Genomic DNA, 20,906 nt, shown 5'->3' on the forward strand with positions numbered 1-20,906 from the left:
CACCTCTTTGTTCAATGAAATTCATAAATACCGATTCGAATAATCGGGATAACATGGTTTCACTTTATCATTTCGCTGAGACGGTAGCAAATAGAGATCTTCTATACGTAAATAAACATTATGAATGCTTAATTAGAAGTTTATCGGAGCTCGGCTACCGTATTGGTCGGCGTTTGTCCCGTTAACGCATTCACAAGATTCCGAGCGGCCAGCATTGCCATGTTAGCTCTTGTTGCTTCGGTTGCGGATCCGATATGCGGAAGCGTAAGTACATTATTCATGGTCAAAAAGGGATGGTCCTCTGGAATAGGCTCCTGCTCGAATACATCAAGTCCAGCAGCCGATATCGTGCCGGCTTGCAGTGCTTCGATTAAAGCAGCTTCATCAATCGTTTGCCCACGCGAGACATTAATAAAAATCGCTGTTGGCTTCATTAGCTTAAATTGCTCTCGTCCAATCAGCTTATTGGTCTCAGGCGTAAAAGGCGCAAGCATAACGATAAAATCCGATTCAGCGAGCAATTCATTCAGAGCTAGGTAACGGACGCCTAACAGCGCCTCGGCTTCTGGCTTTTGGCTGCGATTGAAATAGGCGACATCCATGTCGAAGCCAAACCTCGCCCTTCGAGCTACGGCTTCGCCAATTCGGCCCATACCGATTATGCCGAGCTTCGCGTGATGAACATCTTGTCCGAACCATTTATTCCCTATACCGGCCTTCCATTGGCCTTCCTTTACGTACCGATCCAGCTCAGCAACTCGTCTTGCCGCACCCAGCATAAGAGCCAGAGCTAGATCTGCAACCGTATCATCAAGCACATGCGGCGTATGTGTCCCAATAATTCCGTGCTCCTTCATCGCGGCTAGATCGAAATGGTTGTAACCTACACTGATGCTGCTTACGGCTTTCAGCCTTGGTGCATTTGCGATCAATTCGGCGTCTACATGAGTTCCGGCAGTCAGGAGGCCTTCCGCATTCTCAAGCTTTCTCAGCAAAATATTGCGAGGTATAGGGGAAGACTCTTCCCATTTGTCGACTGTGCAGTATTGTGCCATATAAGCCTCGACCTCGCTAGGCACACTTCTGTCAATAAAAACATTTGGTTTCATGGATAGTCTCCTCTCGTGCTTTGTTATAAATAAGCATAACATAACAAGAGTTTCCGAGCACCTAGCTCGGATTATTTATGCTATCGGTCAATCCTTTCATTCCTAGATGCTAGTGTTTATGCATGCATAGCGGTTTGACGCTTCAATAAATCCTCGACAACGATACAAGCCATCGCTTCTACGACGGGAATAATGCGTGGGCAAATGCACGGATCATGCCTGCCAATCGTTTCAATCATTTTTTCGTTGCCGTGTATGTCAATGGTATGCTGTGGCAATGAAATCGAAGATGTAGGCTTAACCGCGATTCGGAATATTATCTCCTCCCCCGTACTAATGCCGCCTATAATGCCGCCTGCAAAATTGCTAAGGAATCCTTCCTTATTCATCTCATCGTTATGCTCGCTGCCAAGCATGCCCGCTGCAGCAAAGCCAGCTCCGAATTCAATGCCTTTAACCGCTCCGATTGAGAGCATCGCTTTGGCAAGCTCGGCATCGAGCTTATCAAAGACTGGTTCGCCTATACCCGGCTGTACGCCTCTTATACGGCACTCCACGATCCCGCCGCAGCTGTCGCCAATCGCCGCCAAGTGCTCGATTTTCTCGATCATCCTAATTGCAGCCTCAGGATCACATGCTCTCACCGCATTTAGTTCAATCGATTCCTCCACAAACGTTTCACATTTAATGCCGCCGATTTCGGTCGTGTAAGCAACGACACTTATTCCTTTTGCTTCAAGCAGCTTGCGGGCTACAGCGCCACCAGCAACTCGTCCAGCGGTTTCACGTCCGGATGCGCGCCCGCTTCCGCGATGATCCCGGATGCCGTATTTCTGCAAATACGTAAAGTCCGCATGACCTGGCCGGAATGAATATTGAATATCACTGTACGCATCCGGCCTCATATCTTTATTGTGCAGCATAATAAACAGCGGTGTTCCTGTCGTCTTCCCTTCGAACATCCCTGAAAGTATGCTAATGACATCATATTCCTTGCGTGGAGACGTGACGGTTGATTGGCCTGGCTTGCGTCTGTCCATCTGGGTCTGTATGTATCGTTCATCCAGCTCTACCCCTGGTGTGACGCCATCGACGATAACCCCAACGGCTTCTCCGTGTGATTCTCCAAAAGTTGTAATTTTAAAGCTTTCGCCATACGTATTCCCTGCCATGACTATTCCTCCCGTTTGAATGCGTTGACGCATTCTTTATCTGTCCATTATAATTTCGTTAATGAAATAAATGAAATCAAAAATTCAAACTCCTGTCATAGAGAGGGATTATATCATGCAAGCTAACACGGAATGGTATCGCATCTTTATGCATACCGCGAAACTCGGCAATCTAACGAAGGCGGCCCAAGATCTCCATATCACGCAGCCTTCTGTCAGTTATGCCATCAAGCAATTAGAAGCGCAGCTTGAGGTGAAGCTTTTTGATCGGCTCTCCAAAGGAGTGAAGCTTACCCCAGAGGGTGCAGCCGTACTTGAATATGCTGAGAAGTCATTTACCATTCTGCAGCAAGGGGAGGCGAAATTACAGGCGCTCAAGCAAATGAGTGCTGGCGAATTAAAAATAGGAGCTAGCGGTCCCGTCATCAAGCATCTGCTGCTCCCTCTGCTTGATTCCTTCCAAGCAGAATATCCAGCTGTTCGCATCCGCTTGCTTCAAGGGAAAACGTCTGATATTCGGCAAAGGTTAAAAGCGGGGATCATCGACATCGGCTTCGTTCATTTGCCATTCTCAGATCCTGAGCTGAGCGTGCAGCATGTGACAGACATTCAAGAGTGTTTTGTCGTAGGTACCGCCTATCAGCATCTGTCAAGCCAAACGATCACTGTGGAACAGCTGGCAGAAACCCCGCTTCTGCTGCTCTCCGAAGGAAGCAGCACGCGAATGTTCGTGGATCAGTGGTTTTTGTCGCAAGGAATGAAGGTCGAGGCTGACATGGAGCTAAGCAGCATGGACATGCTTGTCGAGCTTGCCATTCGAGGTTACGGCGCGGCGTTTGTCACTAAAACCTTCATCCAGGAACAATTAAATGAAGAGAAGCTCTTTGCGCTAAAACCAAGCGAAAATGTGCCAATCCGATCCATCGGTCTAGCCTTTAAACGTGAGACCTCGCTATCGATTGCCGCCAAACGATTCGTAGAGCTGTTGTTTTAATGTGAAAGAGCCCCTCCTTCTGCCAGAGAGGCTCATTTACATGTTTTGCAGGTTTATGGATTAGTATGCGCGCCCATATGGCTTAGGCGGCTTAGCTTAGCCCGATACTCCGTAAGAAAAACCGTTTTGGGCTTCTGCTTTCATATGTTTTTCTATTGAAATTATGAGACCAGTCAACTATAATATAGTATGCTTTTATTTGTTTACCGGAAAGGAACGACTATGATGAACGAAGCTAAACCATATCGCGTTTTATTGTATTATAAATTCGTAGCTGTACCCGATGCTGAGCAATTTGCCGCGGAGCATCTCGCATATTGCAAGGAATTAAACGTGAAGGGCCGCATTCTTATTGCTGACGAAGGCATAAATGGCACCCTTTCGGGCACCGTTGAGCAAACGGAGCACTATATCGAACATATGCGCGCCAACCCTTTGTTTGCGGATATGGTGTTCAAAATCGACGACGTGGATCAGCATGCGTTCAAGAAGATTTTCGTAAGGTACAAAAAGGAGCTCGTAACCCTTCGTTACGACAAACCGCTTGATCCGAATACATTAAGCGGCACGCGTCTCTCTCCGAAGGAATTCCATGAGTACCTGCAGCGGGAAGATGTTATTGTCCTGGATGGACGCAGCGACTACGAATATGACCTGGGACATTTCCGCAACGCGATCCGTCCCGATTTGGAGACCTTTAAGGAATTTCCCGAATGGTTACGCGAGAACATGGCTGAGTTCAAAGACAAGCCTATTCTTACGTATTGCACGGGCGGCATCCGATGCGAGAAGCTGACTGGCGTTATGATGAGAGAGGGCTTTAATGATGTCTATCAGCTAGAGGGCGGGATCGTCACCTACGGCAAAGATGAGGAAGTTCAAGGCAAGCTGTTCGACGGCAAGTGTTATGTATTCGATGAGCGTACCTCCGTTGTCATCAATCAGACGGATGAAGCGGTTGTCGTAGGCAAATGCCATCATTGCGGCGAGCCTGCCGATACGTATATCAACTGCGCAGATGATTCCTGCCATTTGCAGCATATTGTATGCACGGATTGCCAAGAAACGAAGCATGGCTATTGCTCGACGGCTTGCGAGGAGCATGTTGTCGGAGTTAAATAACGATATAGAAATCAAAACTAAGCTTGGCTTCTGCATTAAGGAGGCCAAGCTTAGTTTTGTGTTTGATTCCATTTCAACCACTGCTTCATTCGTGCAGCGATATAAACGAATAACGGGAAAATGACATTACCGGCGAGAATATATAGCGTTCCGGCAACCGCGATGAAATCCCCGATCATTTGAAAGTCCTTCGCTAGCCAGAAGGTAGTAGTAAATAAGAGCACACAGACTGGCATGACCAAGACTTCGGGTTTGGTTACCCCACAGGTTTCCGCAAGGCCTTTGAAAATCGCGTAATAATAAAAGCTAATCTTAAAAAACTCTCCGAGCACCCATACCATCATCACGACTGCTTCTACATGCTCGAAAAATTCCGCATAAGCAATATAGCGTGAAGCGGTAAACAACGGGTAGTTAAAAAATGCAGTGCTTTCCCCCATCAGCAAAAAAGCGGTAAGATTAGCAATCAGCATCATAAGCATGATACCCGTCACAGCAAGGTAACCCCATTTCCGTAGGGCCTTCACGTCTTTTACCATTGGCAGGATGAAGAGAATGAGCGAAAGCTGGCAGAACCACCCAGCAACGACGACCGTTCCCTTTACAAGGGGGACAGCACCTCGTTCGAATACTGGAAGAATTTCCGAAGGATCAAGCTCCGGAATAAGCAGCATACAAATAACCAAGGTACATAAGGTTATAATCGGGATGAAAATTTGCCCGGTTCGCGCCATCACCTCGATACCGCTCTTCACAACCCAAGCACACATAAGCAGCATGGCGCCAATGATGACTTGGACAGGTGTTTTCAAGAAGAAATTCGTCACGATAAATTCGCCATAATCTCTAATCGTAATAGCCACAATATGAATTTGAAAAAGAATAAAAGCAAAGCTGATGCATTTGCCGACTAATCTCCCAAATGTTGTCTCCAGGAGCTGCACAAACGATCCATTGGGAGAGATTTCATGGATTTTGAGCACCATCCAGATTGTCAGGAAACCAAGAGAAGAGCTCAATATCGGCGTCATCCACATATCCTTGCCTGATAGGGCAGTCGAGATCGATGGCATCAGTAAGACAGAGGAGCTTAGGATGAGCTGAAACATCAGAATTGATAATTGAAAGGCGGATATCCGGCCCTGTACCATAACATCCTTCTCCTTTTCTGAACCTTCGATTCGTATCGTTTTTCGCGCTTCTAGCTTATGGAGTTAACCAGTTTTTGAAAGGACTGAATAGTGCATTTATCCATTCCGTTAATCCAGGAAGCTTCGGGTTTATGCCTAGACATATAGATAACAGCAGTGATGCGCCTAGTATGCTGAAAATAAGCATTTTATCATGCTTTGTGTGCTTCCTCCATGACTGGTTCACAAAGCCATATATACCGATCGTTCCCCATACGGCGGCAATCGTTGTCCAAGGCATTTATTTGCTAGCCCCTTTCATTTGAAGGATCGTTTTATTCAGAACGCCAGGTCGAGGAACATTAACCATGACATCTAATTCAAGCTGCACCTGCTGGAAGGCCGTACTCCAATCGGATTTCACTTTACTCCATTGCTTCGGATATTTTTTGCGGAATTCATCGCCGAATTGAAGCACATCTACCTTGTATTTCTTTTGCAAAATTCGCATCGTATTCGAAATGCTGAATTTCACCTCTTCATTAGCGAGCTTGACGATTTCAGCATGCTGCTTCGGATTCATGAAATCGATGTCGGACGTATTTTGCAGGAGATTGCCTTCGCTGCGTACCTTGACCCTCATGATCCATTTCCCATCTGCAGTAATGCGCGGAGTTAACGTCGTTTTACTTCCCGTGAGGAGGATGGCAATCGTTTCTTGTTGAGGCATGTCGAGCGCAATAATCGTATTGCCTTTAATGTTATTCGTTATCCAGAAATATCCCCAACTAACGTTCGTATTCAAACTCCCGATCATCTTCGTCTTTTTAAAAATGCTGACTCCCTGAAAATAAGAAACGTTTGGATTACGAACATGGTTCTTGTCTGTGATCATTGTGCCGCGATTGATATAGGGTATGGAAAACGATTCGTCAGGCGTCTCTATGATCTGTTGGGTCACTTTTTTTATATCGACAGTCATGCTGATTTCCGTTTTGGAAAGTTCGCTTAATGCTTCCATCGAATTCGGCTCCAGCATGGGGATAATGCCGAGAATGTCAACAGCCTTGCCTTCCGCGACATAGACGTTGGCTCTCTCCCGCATCCGAACATAGCGCAGAATGAAATCCAGGTCATCCTGTATACCTTTCTCTGCTCGTTTTTGGCCAAATACAAAAATGTCATTATGACCCCAATATAGCTTCCTTGACGATCTCTCTTGCAGCTTGTACATGGCTTCAGCCATCGATGCGCCAGTAGCGCTTGAAACGAATGTTTTGCCATTGCCGCTATTGCTTGCGACTCCTCCGACCTGGGACTCCGAATTATTCTCCTCGGGAATATAGATCTCAGCGGAGAGCTTCACCTGATTAGAGCTTGCTTGATCGATGCCAGCACCGACAATAATCGCAATATCGTTGACTTCCATTCGATCCCAGCAGCCGGTTAGCTGCACCAAGCTTAATACGCTAAGACTACATAGAAACAAACGAGTACGGAAACGCTTCATCGCTGCTCACTCCTTATTGCTTGCGGTGCCCACGTTTTTGCGTTTTGCTCCTTTTCGAAAGCCTCCCCCGCTTCTTGTAAATCTGGGCCTTTGCCTCGAAACCCAGCCAGGCGGCCGCATGACGACGTCTTTCCATTCACCGACCATCATTGGCGCAATCGGCGATAGGTACGGGACACCGAAGGAGCGCAGGCCGCTCAGATGGATAACAATTCCGATCACGCCGAGCAATAAGCCAAGCAGTCCCAAGACGCCTGCCATAAGCATGATCGGAAACCTTAATAATCGAATGGATATTCCAATCGAATAGTGAGGCAGTAAAAATGAAGCAATGCCCGTAATGGCCACAACCATAACCATTGGCGAGGAAACCAGTCCTGCCGAGGTTGCCGCCTGTCCAATGACAAGTGCACCAACGATACTGACGGCAGCGCCAACCTGCTTCGGAAGTCTTACTCCCGCTTCCCGCAGCGCTTCAAACATCGTCTCCATAATAAACGCCTCCACGAGCGCGGGGAAAGGAATCGATTCTCGTGATTTGGCAATGCTGAGCAATAGTGCGGATGGGATCATTTCTTGGTGGAAGGTAAGCAGTGCCACATAAGCAGACGGAACAAGCAAAGCGACCAAGAAAAACAAATAACGCAGCCAACGGATAAAGGTAGAGATCAGGAAACGTTGGTAATAATCCTCTGGTGATTGAAGCAGTGAAAATAAGCTGATCGGCGCCACCAATGCAAACGGCGTATTATCCGTGAAAATAACAGCTCGCCCTTCGAGCAATCCTGCTGCTACCGTATCCGGACGCTCAGTTGAGATCAGCTGGGGAAAAGGAGAATAAGGCTCATCCTCAATATATTCTTCAATATTGCCGCTCTCCAGAATGCCATCCACCTTTATGGCTGACAGCCTCTCCTCGATTTCTTTTATCAGCTCAGGGGCGGCAAGATCTTCAATAAATCCGATGACAATCCGCGTTTTGGTGTATTCGCCAATTTCCATCCCTTTCATTTTCAAGGATGATTTGCGAATTCTCCTCCTTAGCATCGCCATATTATCATCAAGGGACTCCGTAAAGCCTTCACGCGGTCCTCGGATGACGGATTCCGCAACAGGATCCTCGATCGCCCGTTTCCGCCAATCCGACAGCGAGAATACAAAGCCGAAATCAAAACCTTCGACCAGTAAGACCGCATTGCCAAGCGTCATTTGATCCATCATATCGGTAAACGATTCCATTCTTGTGCAGCTGAAAGACGTGACTTCCTGCTCCACAGACTCCAACCATTCCTCCGCACTTCCGATATCCCATTCTGACATTTCGAATCTGATTTCATTCAAGCGTTCTTCATTCGTTAAACCGTTGAAATAACAAAATATGCCCTTTACTTGACCGCCAAGCTTGCATTCCAAATAGGCAGCATCGCTGCAGTCCTTCAGCAATGCCTCCATTTGTATGCGTGACTGCTCGATATGCGCGGATATTGCCTGATCATGATTAAAGGCGACTGCATTCATCTCAGTGGTTCCCTTTCATGGAAGCGGAATACAAGGTCCGTTTATTATTTTCCAGTCCTTCGTTTTCTATCCAATGCACGGCAAGGACAAATGAATTCCAAGGAACATGGATAACCTATGTTTGCTTTCTCAGATCAGCATATGAACAAGTGGAGGTTGTCAAATGGCGAAGCACAAAAATCAATCAATACCCGCAAAAAACGAAGCTTTCTTAGCAAGCTCAAGCGAAGCAGAGAATAACACAGCCGCATCGACTGAAGAAAACCGCAATCAGAAAGGCCATGTGCCGAACAGTCCATCTACAGGGTAGAATCTTGGTGTACAGAAAAAGAGCTGTCCGCGACGATGTCTGCGGACAGCTCTTTCTTATTTATTCACAATGGATTCCCATCTATGCTTGTTGGCGATCAATTTCGGATGCAAGCTAGGTGGCTCTTCTGATAGCAGCAATCTAATTTTGACGATCCATTCATCGAACGATGAATAAGAAGCGAATAAATTAGCCAATTCGCCCGTCACGAGCAAAAACAACGGTTTAGGATAAGTCTCTGCCAAATGTCTCAGAGCCGAATCGATCGGCGTATATTTTTTCCGTTTAATCTCCAGTCTTTCAACAACAACATCAGCAGCACCGCGTTCCTGTTTCCATAAGTGAAGCCGGTCTTCCCTTTTATAGAAAGGCTTAACCTCCTCTTTGGTCATCCGTTTTATGCTCTGCTCGTGCAAGGGATAAAGCACCAGCTTGCGAAAAGAACGCTCCTTGGCAATCGAAGCTGCGAGGTCCAGCTCTCGATCTGTCGTATGCTCGAAGGAATCATAATATACGATTGTGCCTTTCCGCTCATCTACTGGTGGTTCGTAGCCGAAAGGCATTTTTTGAACCATATCGCTCATAGCCGGCAGCCTCCTTTGGTCAATGATCTTCAATCACCTAGAAGTTGAAAATACCATATTGGCTGCAAAATTGCCATGTTAGAGCTTTCTATAATCGCTTTTCATAATGGTTTTGACTAAACTCGACCACTTGGAGTTGGCAGGACAATATTTCCGGGCTACCTTCTCGATGGTGGTAAGACCTTTGCCCACGTAGTTTTTGGAGAGCAGCTGGCCGAATTTGCGTACGCTGTCCCCTTTCGTTTCGAAGCTGAACGCTTTGTTGTACTTATCTCCATCAATAGCGTTTAAACCAAACAAGTTGTTTTTGCTCTTAGCCAATCGGCTTTTTCCGTTTCCGCTCTCCAGCTTCATTACTGCAATCGTAAAGTAAGCATTGATGCCGTACTCATCTTCTATTTCAAGGATAGCTTGTTCCAAATCATGCCCCGATAGCGCCGTTCCTTCAAATATGGTCGCGATATGCTCCTCCGTGAGACCGGAATCGGATTCGACGAACGAAGTTGGCGCGTTTAGCTTTTCTTCAGCGCTTTCGCCTTTCTCTGTTTCAATGCCCTCATCTATGCTTTCAGACTGCTGCGCAATTTGTGCGCCGTTGTCAACAATTGCAATTGTTGGCTGTCTGTTGCTTGAAGCTGGTACAGACAGAATGGAAACTTCATTTTTCATTTTTTTGGCGTAACCGCCATGGACGAATCCGCCGTCCTTCAGCGCTAACCAACCATTCGCTGTTTCTTTTGTAATCATTAATGGCGTTCCTTGTTTCACGACGCTTAGAATCTCGGATTTGGCATTCGGCTCTTTCCGTATGTTTAAGTAAAAGGCAGTAACTTCATATGTAGGCAGCGGATCTTCAATGATATCCGCCGAGTTCGGTTTGTTTTGGGAGATTTGCACCGGTTCAGGGGGGCTGTTCGTTGAAAGGGTTGGTTTAATGATCGACGCATAATTCTGTGTGGTTGGTGGCGTACTCGCGGGACTTAAAGCTGGAGATGGTTCAATTGTCGGAATCTCAAGTACGGGTTCGGATACGGCAAGCAGCGTTTCCTCCGCCGGCAGGGTGCTGCTGACTGGAGCTTTAGCTTCATTATTCAAAGGTTGCACGTACATACCCAATGTGACGACTAACGACAATATGAGCAAATAAAAAAATAAATGCTGACTCAACTTTTTTCGCATGATTATACCTCTCCCTTAAGTTAATGAAGTATACCTGTTACGATATAAGTTAGATCGCGATTATAAGCAGGCATCAAGAAAAAGTGGACGGTCTGTGATGAGTATATGTCGGTCCGTCCATCAAAAGACGAGGTTTCGGCCAAATTTTCAGCTAATTGCGAATTATGAGGAAATTTTCAGTAAATGATCCAAGCTTTATTCTTCATTCTCGGAGGTTAGCTTCAAGCGCAAAAAAGCTCTTAATCCCTAAGGATTAAGAGCTTTTTTCAGATATGCGCAGGTGTTTGAGCTTTATTTTTTAAAGCCTGATTCATGTGCGGCAATGATCATGTCCATTTGAAGATTCCATGCTTCGTCTTCCGTACAGCGGCTCGGATGGTCTTCAAACCAAGCAACGGTACGCTTGATTCCTTCTGCAAAGGATAACGCAGCATCGAAATCAGGAACCAGTGCTTTGATCTTGCTATTGTCAAATACGCTCGTAACTGATTTGTCCCCGAGCAATCCGCCTTCCAGGTCTGGATCATGGGAGATTAGGAACGAAGAAGCGATGTGGACGAGCTTTGGCGCTTCACCGGCAGCTGCGCCTATTGCTTCATAGATTTGGTTCCAGGTTAAAACCTCATCCGATGTAATATGATAGGCTTGACCAATGGCTTCTTCTTTGCCTAAAAGACCGACAAAACCTTTTGCAAAATCCGTATTATGTGTCATGGTCCATAATGATGTACCATCGCCATGTACGATTATAGGCTTGCCTGCGCGGATTCTAGCAACGATTGACCAAGGGTGCTGCCAACTATTAAGAGACGCTGGAATCATCGTATCCCCATACGTATAGGATGGCCTAACAATGGTGACGGGAAAACCACTAGCAGCTTGTTCTTCCATTAAGAGCTTCTCGCATGCGATTTTGTCGCGCGAATATTGCCAATACGGATTATCAAGCGGCGTTGTTTCCTCTGTAATAATATAATGCTGCGGTGGTTTTTGATAGGCGGAAGCGGAGCTAATAAATATGTACTGTTTCGTGCGCCCGCGGAACAGCTCAATGTCAACGCTTACATGCTCAGGCGTGAAAGCGATCCAATCCACGACAACGTCGAACTGCATATTTCCGAGCGCTTCGGCGGCCCCATTGGCGTCTCTTATATCACCAGTAATGACTTGAGCGCCTTCCGGCACGAATTCATCGCGCTTGCCCCTATTGAACAGAAATAGCTCTATTCCTCGCGCTATCGCCAGCTTGGAAACGGCTTCGCTTATTAATCCGGTTCCTCCAATAAATAACACCTTCATCGTTTATCGCTCCTTATCGTTTTGTGAATTTGAGACGATGACATAGCATGAATGCCAGCCCTGTGTGCAGAAACGGCGGATCGTACATCCATAGTAGCATATAAAGCACATTTTTAATATTTTCATATCATCTGTTTCTTTGAAAACGTGCATGCCGCATGATGGAGGCATTCGTCCATTATACGGTTTGCAAAAAAACAAACAAAATCATAACTTTACGGCATCGCCACCTGGGGGCCAAACTTACTAAGATTAAGCTATGATTTCATCTCATTTTCCAGATTGCATGTTGGAGGGGATCTATGCTCTTGTCAAATTATGTTGTTTTTATTACAGATTCGGATAGCGCCAGCGGCAAAGCGGCTATTCGCAGATTCATCTCTGAAGAGGCGCATTTCCTATTGAACAGTGAATCTGGAGGGGCAGCCCTCTCTGAAGAGTTGAAGCTCGTCGAGGAATCGGGTAAGCAAGCGATAGTCGTTAATATTGATCTTTGCAAGCATGCTGATGTAATGGATATGCTGCAATTCGCCGAGCAGCAGCTTGGCACGGTAACCACGCTTATCCACAACAGCAAATTGGTCTTGCCGAGCTCAATCGAGTATGGGGATGAGGAACTGTTCTCTCAAAGCATAGCGGTTAATGCCAAATCAGCGTTTATTTGTACGCAAGCCGCCGGGAAGCTCATGAAGGAGAAGCAAGCAGGAACGATTATTTACGTCTCTTCCATTCATGCTGAGAAACCTACAGGTGCAGCATTTACCTACAGCATCGCCAAAGGTGCTGTCAACATGCTGGCGAAGGAAGCTGCTCTTGTTCTTGGCCGTTACGGCATCCGCGTAAATACGGTTGAAGTTGGTCCGATCGAAGCTGATACGCAGCTGTTCGAAAGCACGATTTCGACCCTTTATAACGATTATGAATACAAGGTTCCGAATGCTGTCCTTGGGACGCAGGAAGATCTGGCCGAGCTCATTTACTTCCTCTCATCAGATGCCTCCACGTATATAAATGGCACGGATATTAGACTGGATGGCGGCTTCCTGCTCCATTATATGAATGTCAAAATGAAAAAACCTTAACCGCCGTTTTGGAGGTGTAGCATGAGTATCGCAGGCAAAATCGCATTAGTGACGGGAGCAGGAACGGGTATCGGCAAAGGGGTAGCTGTCGAGCTCGCAAGGCGCGGCGTACAGGTCGCCGTGCATTACAACCAAAGCGATGCAGGCGCGCTCCATACCAAGCAAATGATTGACGAGATAGGCGGAAGCTGCCTTCTCGTGCAGGCTAATGTGGCCAATAAGCTGGAAATAGAGCGAATGGTCAGCCGTATAGCTGAACATTATGGCGGTGTCGATCTTTTGGTCAATAACGCTGCGCTTCAGCTTAACCATTCTTTTTTCGAGTATAGCGAAGCTGATTTTGACCGAATGTTCAATATTAATTTGAAAGGATACTGGCAGTGCATTCAGGCTGTCGTTCCTTATATGAAGGCAAAGCAGTTCGGCCGGATTATTCTCATGTCCTCGGTTCATAGCAAACGGCCTACCGATTTCGATGTGGTATACGCCATGACGAAAGGCGGCATTCGCATGCTGGGCAGAGAAAGCGCGATTGAGCTGGCCCAATATGGCATTACGGTTAATACGATCGAACCTGGCGCAGTCGACGTAGGCAAGCAAAGCGCACGTGAATCGAAACCATTCATGACAGCTGAGGAAATGGATAAGCACAAAAGGCAGTCTCGTCCCATCCGCGAGAAATTCCCGCTCGGACGCGTGGGCCGCCCGCTCGATGTTGCTCAGCTCGTTTGTTTCATCGCATCCCATGAAAGCGAATTCATGACGGGCTCTGCGATTAGGCTTGACGGTGGCAGCATGCTGCTTTAATCCAAGCATTTTAAAACAATTCCATTCTACTAACCAAGGAGTGACCTTTGTGTCCAATAATCCGTCTTTTGAGGAAACACTTGCCCATGTCAGTACGTTTTCCAGTCCTTCCACGCTTCGCATAACCGATATTCGGTTTACGGACATCGTTGGCGGCCCTTTCCACAGCAGCTTGATTAAAGTGTATACCAATCAGGGGTTGGTTGGTTTTGGCGAGGTACGCGATGGTGCGGATAAAGTGTATGCGCAAATTTTAAAAGGACGTTTATTAGGCGAAAATCCTTGCAATATTGATAAAATCTTTAGGCGTATCAAGCAGTTTGGCGGCCATGCCCGTCAAGGCGGCGGTGTCAGCGGCCTCGAGATCGCGCTTTGGGATTTGGCAGGCAAAGCATACGGTATTCCGGTATATCAAATGCTGGGCGGTAAATTCCGTGAAAAAATCCGTATGTACTGCGATACGGAGGTTGTTGGCAAGGACACGGGAACCGCAATGGGGTTAGCTCTTAAAAAACGAATGGAACAAGGCTTCTCCTTTCTCAAAATGGATTTGGGCATCGGTCAAATTATAAATGAACCGGGCACTTTAAGCGCACCCGTCGGTTTTATCGATGAAATGCGGAACGCTTCAAAAAACAGGTACAGCAATAATCACGATACGCTGACCGACGAAGAAATCCGCGATATCCGCAATCAGCACTACGATATTCACAACATTCCCCATCCGTTCACGGCGATTCACGTTACGGAGAAAGGATTGGATATGCTGGAGCAGTATGTCGCGGACGTTCGTGCCGTAATCGGTTATGAGGTCCCGCTGGCAGTCGACCATTTCGGTCACATTGGACTTGAGGATTGCATCAAGCTTGGCCGACGTGTCGACAAATTCAACCTTGCGTGGATGGAGGATATGCTCCCTTGGCAGTATACCGATCAATATGCCAAGCTTTCACGCGCCGTGGCCACTCCGATTTGTACGGGCGAGGATATCTATTTGAAGGAAAACTTCCGCCCGCTTCTTCAAGCCGGCGGCGTATCGGTCATTCATCCGGATGTGCTCACGACTGGCGGTATACTGGAAACAAAGAAAATCGGAGATATGGCGCAGGAGTATGGCGTGGCGATGGCCATTCATATGGCGGAGAGCCCTATTGCCTGCCTAGCCGCCGCACATGTTGCTGCAGCTACAGAAAACTTCCTTGCTCTCGAATACCACTCCTGCGAGGTGCCTTGGTGGGATGATATCATCATCAGCAGCAAGCTCCCTAAGAAGCTCGTCCAGAATGGCTTTATTCATATGAGTGACGCTCCGGGTCTCGGCATTGACGATCTGAACGACGAGATTCTCGCGCAGCATCTGCATCCAAAAATTCCTGGCCTATGGGAGTCCACAGATCAATGGAATCACTATCATTCCAATGACCGTCTATGGAGTTAGCCCAAGGGCATGCATAACGGAAAGAGGAGCGCTTCCCGGCGCTCCTCTTTTCTTATGTCTATTTGAAGGTAACATTCTATAGCCATCATATGCCGATAAGCTCTGATATCCTGACAAATGATTTAATCTGGAATGACAATTCTATTTATTTTGTTCATGATCTATAAAATCGAAAAGAGCATCTTCCGCCTCGCTTGCAGCGAAGCAGAAGATGCTCAGTCGAAATCCATTATTCAGCAAAGCGTTAGAGCGAATGGCTTCCTGCGACTACTTTCATGGCCTTATCAGACGAAGCAGCCTCCATTAAGCCTCGAATATATCCGATGCCATACAGCCGGCCAAGCAGCTCGTAGCCCGGGTTTGCGTTATCCTCGCCTTCCATCGTAGGGACATGATCCGGTCTAGCAGGACCATTGAAACCGACGTCGTAATAAGTACGCATAGCTTGCAGCATATCGGTTTTACCGTCATCATGAAAGGTCTCCTCGAACTTTTCGGGAGTGCCTAGCACATCCCGGAAGTGAACGAAGAACATTTTGTTCTGTTTGGAGAATGAACGAATGACACTTGGAATGTCCTCCCCTGCTGTAGCAAGCGTGCCTTGGCATAAGGTAATGCCATTATACTCGCTTGGGACAAGGTCAATGGCTCGCTGCAGCGCCGCTGCGCTCGTAAGAATACGAGATATGCCGCGAATCGGTGTAATCGGCGGATCATCCGGATGAAGCGCCAGTCTTACTCCTGCTTTCTCCGCTGCTGGAACGATTCTCTCCATAAAATATTGGAGGTTCTCCCACAGCAGCTCCTCGCTTACCAGCCCCGCATCCGTCAATGGAGCATCCTTCATCAGACTGTGGTCATAGCTAGAGACGAGCGCTCCGCCGCGCGTACGAGTCGTCGTCGAGGTACGGAACCAGTTGAACTGCGCCATAAAGTTATAGCAAAGTACGGGGATACCCGCAGCTCCCATATTTGTAATGAATTGCTCGAACACTTCGATTTCCTGATCGCGCCCCGCCGTACCGAGCTTGATCTCATTGCTTGGCGGCATGGATTCAATGACCGAAAGAGTAAGGCCTGCGTCGGCGTAACGCTGCTTCATGCGAATAAGCGGCATAAGATCCCAAGGTTTTTCATGCTTCTCCTCCCATGGTAATCCTCCCACTGCATGGTTGACGCCAAGCTGCTTGGCAAGCGTCCATAATCGATTGGGCTGGGATGAGAAAAATTCTGCAAGCTGCATGCTATGAGCACCTCTTTCAATTTGTATTAATTGCTGCCAGCCTTCGAGGCAAGCTCCTGGCCCATTTTTTCGATCTTCTTAAATGCATCTTCAATGGATTGTTGACCGAAAGTAACAGCCTCCATCTCTTTCTTGTATGTGTCGACCCATTCCGAGAAGCCAGCTGCTGGCGGATAGAATGGCAGCGCCTTATCAAGCGACAGATCATAAAGTTCTTTGCCCAGCTTATCTTTGTTCTCGAGGGTCGGCTCAAGCTCCTTATAAATGTCTGGATTAATAGGAATGCCTCGCGTTAAGCCAAGTGCTTGACCGGCTTCTTTGTCCGTAATAAACCATCGAAGGAACTTTTTCGCTTCGTCCTTGTTCTTGGAATTGGCGCTAACGCTTAGAAAAATCGTCGATTGTGCCCAGCCGCCGCCTGAAGGTCCAACCGGCAGGTTAACGACGCCGACTTTGCCTGGCATTAGCTGCTCCAAGGCACTGACCGAGCCCGTTGTTGCGCCGCGCGTCATGACGACACCGGAAGCCATTGGATCTGCTTGGGGATCGTTTTCGAGGAAAGCGGCTGCTTTCTCGGCTGGCGGAACGATTTTGGCTTTGCGGAATTCCTCGTAGGTTTGGTAGAACGTCATGAATAGCTCTTTGTCGAGCGTAAACGTCTTGCCGCCATCCGACATGACCGCGGGTTTCCCCATTGATGTTTGATAATAGTTGAAGCTATCCCAGGTTGTTGTATCGCCGATCGGGTATTTGCCTTCCGGAAGCTTTGCTCTTGCGTCTCTGGCCCATTGGAAAAACTCGTCATAGGTCCAATCCTTATGCGGAAGCGGGATGCCATATTGCTCCAGCTCCGTTTTGTTGAATGCAAGGCCTTGCGCGTTCTGGCTAAGCGGTATACCATAGAGCTTCCCGTCAATTTGCAGGTTGGTAATGACCGTAGGATCAACTATGCCGCTTAAATCGATATCAGAGAGATCCTCCAATTGACCGCGTGACACGTATTCTTGGAGATAAGCCGCATCCATTTGCAGCACATCCGTGATCGATTTGGATGCCGCGAGCGTTGGGAGCTTCTGCCAGAAGGCGTCCCATGCCATGAATTCCGGCTTGAACGTTACGCTTGAATTTTGCTTCGTATAAATATCCAGCGCTTTTTTTGTAGCCTCGTGACGGGCGTCAGGCCCCCACCACATGATGCTGAGCGTCGTTGCAGCGCCTGCCCCTTTATCGCCCTCGTTACTCGGCTTATCCGTGCTTTCTTCACCTTCATTTGCAGGCTTATTGGTATTGCTTCCTCCGCTGCTGCAAGCTGTCAACACTAACAGCAAAACCAACATCAACATTCCAAAACTCTTTGACCAACCTTTGCTCATTCGCATTCATCCCCTTTATATGGTTGAACTGTGAAACCATCATCCCTTTAAGCCAGTCGTCGCGATGCCTTCGACAAAGTGCTTCTGCGCCAAGAAGAAAATAACTACTGACGGCAGGATAGACAGCAATGACATAGCAAGCAGCTGCCCCCATTGAATATCGAACTGGTCAATGAACATCCGCAGCGCGAGTCCTACCGTGAATTTGTCGACGGAGCTTAAATAAAGCACTTGAGCGAAAAAATCATCCCAGCTCCAAATGAATGTAAAAATCGCAACTGTCACAAGTGCTGGCTTCAGCAGCGGAAGGATGACACGTAAAAAGATGCCATAAACGCTCGCTCCATCAATCGTTGCCGCTTCGTCCAGATCTCGCGGAATGCCCCTTATGAATTGCACCAGAAGGAAAATGAAGAAAGCCCCTCCTCCGAAGAAATGCGGAAGTACAAGCGGAACATAGCTGTCTACAAAACCTAGCTTATTAAACAAAATATATTGGGGAACGACGGTAACCTGATTGGGAAGCATCATCGTCAGCAGCAGGATGGAGAACCAGACACCGCGAAATTTGAAGTTCAATCTCCCGAACCCGTAAGCGACGATTGCAGCCGTAGCTACCCCGCCGAGTACATTTCCAAGCTCCATCAGCAGAGTGTTGCCGAAGAAATGAGCGAAGGTATACTCCGATGAGAAATGCCAGCCATTCCAGTAATTGCTCCACATCGGCTTCGATGGCCACAGCGTCGGCAGACTAAGCTCCTCTGTTTTTTTGAGCGATGCCCCTACCCACCAAATGATGGGATACAGCATGAGGAAGGAGAACACGGTTAAATACAAATGGCTCGACAGTCTTGCGCGCACCGAATTCATTTGGTCTTCCCTCCATCCGACTCATAGAACACCCAGTATTTCGATGCCATGAAATTAATGATTGTGAGTACGGCGACAATTGTAAGCAAGATCCAGGCAAGAGCCGAGGCATAACCCATTTGGTAATGCTTAAATGCTTTTTCGTAGAGGAACATGGCATACATGTATGTGGAGTTGATCGGTCCGCCCTTCGTGATAATAAAAGCAGATGTAAAGGTTTGGAAGGATCCGATAACTCCCAGCACAAGATTGAAAAACATGACAGGCGATAGCATTGGCAGCGTGATGCTAATAAACTTCCGTACCTTGCCCGCCCCGTCAACGGATGCGGATTCGTACAGCTCCTGCGGCACCTGCTTGAGGCCGGCTAGAAAGATAACCATCGTTGACCCGAATTGCCAAGTGTTGAGCAGAATCAACGTACCTAGCGACGTATCGGGATTCGATATCCAGCCGACGCCTTCTACCCCAAACCAAGCGAGCACTTGGTTGATATAGCCGTCAATCCCGAACATATTGCGCCATAACGCGGCAACGGCAATGCTCCCGCCAATCAAAGACGGGAAGTAAATAGCCGTGCGATAAAGGTTCATCCCTCTAATGCTTTTGTTCAATGCCAAGGCGACCATCAACGAGAAAAATAGCTTCAGCGGCACGGAAAACAGTACGAACATGAACGTAACACTGAGCGATTTCGTAAATGTCGTGTCGCTTGCGAAAATTTTGGTATAGTTGTCTGCTCCCGTCCATACGGGATCCTCTAGCAAAGAGTACTCGGTAAAGGACAAATAAAACGATTGTGCGATTGGCCAAAGCGTAAGCAGCAAGAAACCGATCAGCCATGGCGAAATAAATAAATAGCCGGCAACATGGTGTGTCCCTTTCTGCTTTTGCTTAGGTTTCGTTGGTTTCGTTGCTTGCAATGAAGGAATCGCGGTTTCTGTTTTCACCCGAATCATCTCCTCCCCTTTCATGGATAACGTTCCCTTACTTTAAACGAAAGCGGTTACATGGTTGAAGGGGAATATATTATGAATTCGTTTGATTTTATATAGGGTGAAAAATTCATACTCCATCAAAAAAATGCCTAAAGAAAGTCGCATCGACAAAAAATCGATTGTCCTTAACAATAGACGTATGATGCAAGTCATATTGGACTTCCACTCTACTTTGCGAAAGAGGTGCTCTCGATGAAATTTGATAATCCAGAAGACATTATTCAGCTTACTCCCCAGTGGGATGGTGAACGCTTCCCCAACGGTCGTCCCAAAGTATCCGAGGACGTTCTTCGCCGTATGCGCAAAATTACGCTCGAGGAAGCTTGGGGACCCTTATGGAATAGAGGTTATGCGTTCCAATTTGAAGGCGATTTCAAAATCATACACCCGCAAAAAGTAATGGTCGGACGCGCCGTTACCGCCGTCATGGTCCCCAAACGTCCGGATCTTCATGAAACATTGCTCAAACATGGCCATGAGCAGGAAGGCAGAAAAGGATTTTTTAATCAATGGGTAATTGATGAGCTCGTGGAGGATGACGTTGCCGTTGTCGATATGTTTGATAAGGTTCATTTGGGCACCTATGTTGGCGGGAATTTGTCGACGGCAATCTCTACCCGCACCAAGCGCGGCGGAGCGGTCATCTGGGGCGGCATACGCGACAATCAGCAGGTCGTTGAGATTGATAACATTAACGTATTTTACCGGGGAAGTGATCCGACAGCCATCGCAGACGTGACTATGGTTGGCATGAACGTACCGACACGGATCGGAAAAGCGATTTGCATGCCGGGCGACGTAGTACTCGGCACGCCTGCAGGCGTAATATTCATTCCTCCCCATTTGGCCGAATTAACGGTTGTGCAGGCGGAAAAATCGCAGGTTCGAGACGTCTTCGGCTTCGTTCGCCTCCGCGATAGCGTATACTCGACGGCACAAATCGATGCGGCCTGGGATACGGCGTTGTGGACCGATTTCTTGAACTGGTTCGAGAACGATGAAGCCGCAAGCGACTACCGTCATCTCACGTGGGAGGCTGAGCTTGCTGATGCGAAAAAGAATGAGCGAAATGGACCGCAAAGCGATGTGCGTCTATAACTTGAAACAATAAAAGCAAAACTATAAAACAAAAACATAATTAGCAATAAAAAAGGACTCTAAATGGCAG

At 47.4% G+C, this 20,906-nt stretch carries 20 protein-coding genes; 7 read left to right on the forward strand and 13 right to left on the reverse strand.

What is annotated here, in order from left to right; all coding sequences use genetic code 11:
* Positions 1 to 140: 140 nt before the first annotated feature.
* Positions 141 to 1,109 carry a 2-hydroxyacid dehydrogenase gene (locus AB4Z29_RS07805; protein ID WP_441942505.1) on the reverse strand — a complete coding sequence of 323 codons (969 nt, stop codon included), beginning with the start codon at positions 1,107 to 1,109 and terminating at the stop codon, positions 141 to 143.
* A 116-nt stretch (positions 1,110 to 1,225) separates the two neighbouring features.
* The gene (gene aroC / locus AB4Z29_RS07810; protein WP_441942506.1) at positions 1,226 to 2,281 is read right to left on the reverse strand and encodes a chorismate synthase; all 1,056 of its coding nucleotides are present in this window, start codon (positions 2,279 to 2,281) and stop codon (positions 1,226 to 1,228) included.
* Positions 2,282 to 2,396: 115 nt separating this feature from the next.
* Between aroC and AB4Z29_RS07815 the strand changes: the two genes are divergently transcribed.
* Positions 2,397 to 3,275 carry a LysR family transcriptional regulator gene (locus AB4Z29_RS07815; protein WP_441942507.1) on the forward strand — a complete coding sequence of 293 codons (879 nt, stop codon included), beginning with the start codon at positions 2,397 to 2,399 and terminating at the stop codon, positions 3,273 to 3,275.
* A 225-nt stretch (positions 3,276 to 3,500) separates the two neighbouring features.
* Positions 3,501 to 4,397 carry an oxygen-dependent tRNA uridine(34) hydroxylase TrhO gene (gene trhO, locus AB4Z29_RS07820; protein ID WP_441942809.1) on the forward strand — a complete coding sequence of 299 codons (897 nt, stop codon included), beginning with the start codon at positions 3,501 to 3,503 and terminating at the stop codon, positions 4,395 to 4,397.
* A 50-nt stretch (positions 4,398 to 4,447) separates the two neighbouring features.
* Here the strand turns inward: trhO and AB4Z29_RS07825 are convergent, their stop codons facing one another.
* The 4 genes from AB4Z29_RS07825 to AB4Z29_RS07840 are packed head-to-tail and all read right to left on the reverse strand — an operon-like array spanning position 4,448 to position 8,555.
* Entirely contained in the window at positions 4,448 to 5,548 is a 1,101-nt protein-coding gene (locus AB4Z29_RS07825; RefSeq protein WP_441942508.1) for a GerAB/ArcD/ProY family transporter, read from the reverse strand.
* 55 nt (positions 5,549 to 5,603) lie between these two features.
* Positions 5,604 to 5,828 carry a hypothetical protein gene (locus AB4Z29_RS07830; protein ID WP_441942509.1) on the reverse strand — a complete coding sequence of 75 codons (225 nt, stop codon included), beginning with the start codon at positions 5,826 to 5,828 and terminating at the stop codon, positions 5,604 to 5,606.
* Complete coding sequence (locus tag AB4Z29_RS07835) at positions 5,829 to 7,037, reverse strand: Ger(x)C family spore germination protein (RefSeq protein WP_441942510.1); 1,209 nt, start codon at positions 7,035 to 7,037, stop codon at positions 5,829 to 5,831.
* Between the two features lie 6 nt (positions 7,038 to 7,043).
* On the reverse strand, positions 7,044 to 8,555 hold the full coding sequence (locus AB4Z29_RS07840; RefSeq protein WP_441942511.1) for a spore germination protein: 1,512 nt from the start codon (positions 8,553 to 8,555) through the stop codon (positions 7,044 to 7,046).
* A 163-nt stretch (positions 8,556 to 8,718) separates the two neighbouring features.
* Between AB4Z29_RS07840 and AB4Z29_RS07845 the strand changes: the two genes are divergently transcribed.
* Complete coding sequence (locus tag AB4Z29_RS07845; protein WP_441942512.1) at positions 8,719 to 8,865, forward strand: hypothetical protein; 147 nt, start codon at positions 8,719 to 8,721, stop codon at positions 8,863 to 8,865.
* 56 nt (positions 8,866 to 8,921) lie between these two features.
* Here the strand turns inward: AB4Z29_RS07845 and AB4Z29_RS07850 are convergent, their stop codons facing one another.
* From AB4Z29_RS07850 to AB4Z29_RS07860, 3 genes are all read right to left on the reverse strand, one after another.
* A complete protein-coding gene (locus AB4Z29_RS07850) occupies positions 8,922 to 9,449 on the reverse strand; it encodes a hypothetical protein (protein WP_441942513.1) in 528 nt (175 codons plus the stop codon).
* Positions 9,450 to 9,527: 78 nt separating this feature from the next.
* Complete coding sequence (locus AB4Z29_RS07855; RefSeq protein WP_441942514.1) at positions 9,528 to 10,628, reverse strand: glucosaminidase domain-containing protein; 1,101 nt, start codon at positions 10,626 to 10,628, stop codon at positions 9,528 to 9,530.
* Positions 10,629 to 10,919: 291 nt separating this feature from the next.
* Positions 10,920 to 11,927 (reverse strand): SDR family oxidoreductase, encoded by a 1,008-nt coding sequence (locus AB4Z29_RS07860; RefSeq protein ID WP_441942515.1) that lies wholly within the window; start codon positions 11,925 to 11,927, stop codon positions 10,920 to 10,922.
* Between the two features lie 302 nt (positions 11,928 to 12,229).
* Here AB4Z29_RS07860 and AB4Z29_RS07865 point away from each other — a divergent pair, with 302 nt between their 5' ends.
* Genes AB4Z29_RS07865 through AB4Z29_RS07875 form a run of 3 tightly spaced genes read left to right on the forward strand, consistent with a single transcriptional unit; the run spans position 12,230 to position 15,254 of the window.
* On the forward strand, positions 12,230 to 13,009 hold the full coding sequence (locus tag AB4Z29_RS07865; protein ID WP_441942516.1) for an SDR family NAD(P)-dependent oxidoreductase: 780 nt from the start codon (positions 12,230 to 12,232) through the stop codon (positions 13,007 to 13,009).
* A gap of 21 nt (positions 13,010 to 13,030) precedes the next feature.
* Positions 13,031 to 13,816, forward strand: a complete 786-nt coding sequence (locus AB4Z29_RS07870; RefSeq protein WP_441942517.1) for an SDR family NAD(P)-dependent oxidoreductase — start codon at positions 13,031 to 13,033, stop codon at positions 13,814 to 13,816.
* Between the two features lie 49 nt (positions 13,817 to 13,865).
* Positions 13,866 to 15,254 carry a mandelate racemase/muconate lactonizing enzyme family protein gene (locus AB4Z29_RS07875; RefSeq protein WP_441942518.1) on the forward strand — a complete coding sequence of 463 codons (1,389 nt, stop codon included), beginning with the start codon at positions 13,866 to 13,868 and terminating at the stop codon, positions 15,252 to 15,254.
* A gap of 244 nt (positions 15,255 to 15,498) precedes the next feature.
* Here the strand turns inward: AB4Z29_RS07875 and AB4Z29_RS07880 are convergent, their stop codons facing one another.
* The 4 genes from AB4Z29_RS07880 to AB4Z29_RS07895 all read right to left on the reverse strand — a co-directional run bounded on the left by AB4Z29_RS07880 (position 15,499) and on the right by AB4Z29_RS07895 (position 19,699).
* Entirely contained in the window at positions 15,499 to 16,497 is a 999-nt protein-coding gene (locus AB4Z29_RS07880) for a mannonate dehydratase (RefSeq protein WP_441942519.1), read from the reverse strand.
* Positions 16,498 to 16,523: 26 nt separating this feature from the next.
* Positions 16,524 to 17,840, reverse strand: coding sequence for an ABC transporter substrate-binding protein (locus AB4Z29_RS07885; protein WP_441942520.1), 1,317 nt, complete (start codon positions 17,838 to 17,840; stop codon positions 16,524 to 16,526).
* Positions 17,841 to 17,909: 69 nt separating this feature from the next.
* Positions 17,910 to 18,740 carry a carbohydrate ABC transporter permease gene (locus AB4Z29_RS07890; RefSeq protein ID WP_183560658.1) on the reverse strand — a complete coding sequence of 277 codons (831 nt, stop codon included), beginning with the start codon at positions 18,738 to 18,740 and terminating at the stop codon, positions 17,910 to 17,912.
* Complete coding sequence (locus AB4Z29_RS07895) at positions 18,737 to 19,699, reverse strand: carbohydrate ABC transporter permease (protein ID WP_441942810.1); 963 nt, start codon at positions 19,697 to 19,699, stop codon at positions 18,737 to 18,739. Before AB4Z29_RS07895 ends, AB4Z29_RS07890 begins: the two co-directional genes overlap by 4 nt.
* Before the next feature lie 231 nt (positions 19,700 to 19,930).
* Here AB4Z29_RS07895 and AB4Z29_RS07900 point away from each other — a divergent pair, with 231 nt between their 5' ends.
* Complete coding sequence (locus AB4Z29_RS07900; protein ID WP_441942521.1) at positions 19,931 to 20,836, forward strand: RraA family protein; 906 nt, start codon at positions 19,931 to 19,933, stop codon at positions 20,834 to 20,836.
* Positions 20,837 to 20,906: the final 70 nt, after the last annotated feature.

Origin of the sequence: Paenibacillus sp. 2TAB23, from assembly GCF_052115165.1 — a bacterium.
Classification (GTDB): domain Bacteria; phylum Bacillota; class Bacilli; order Paenibacillales; family Paenibacillaceae; genus Pristimantibacillus.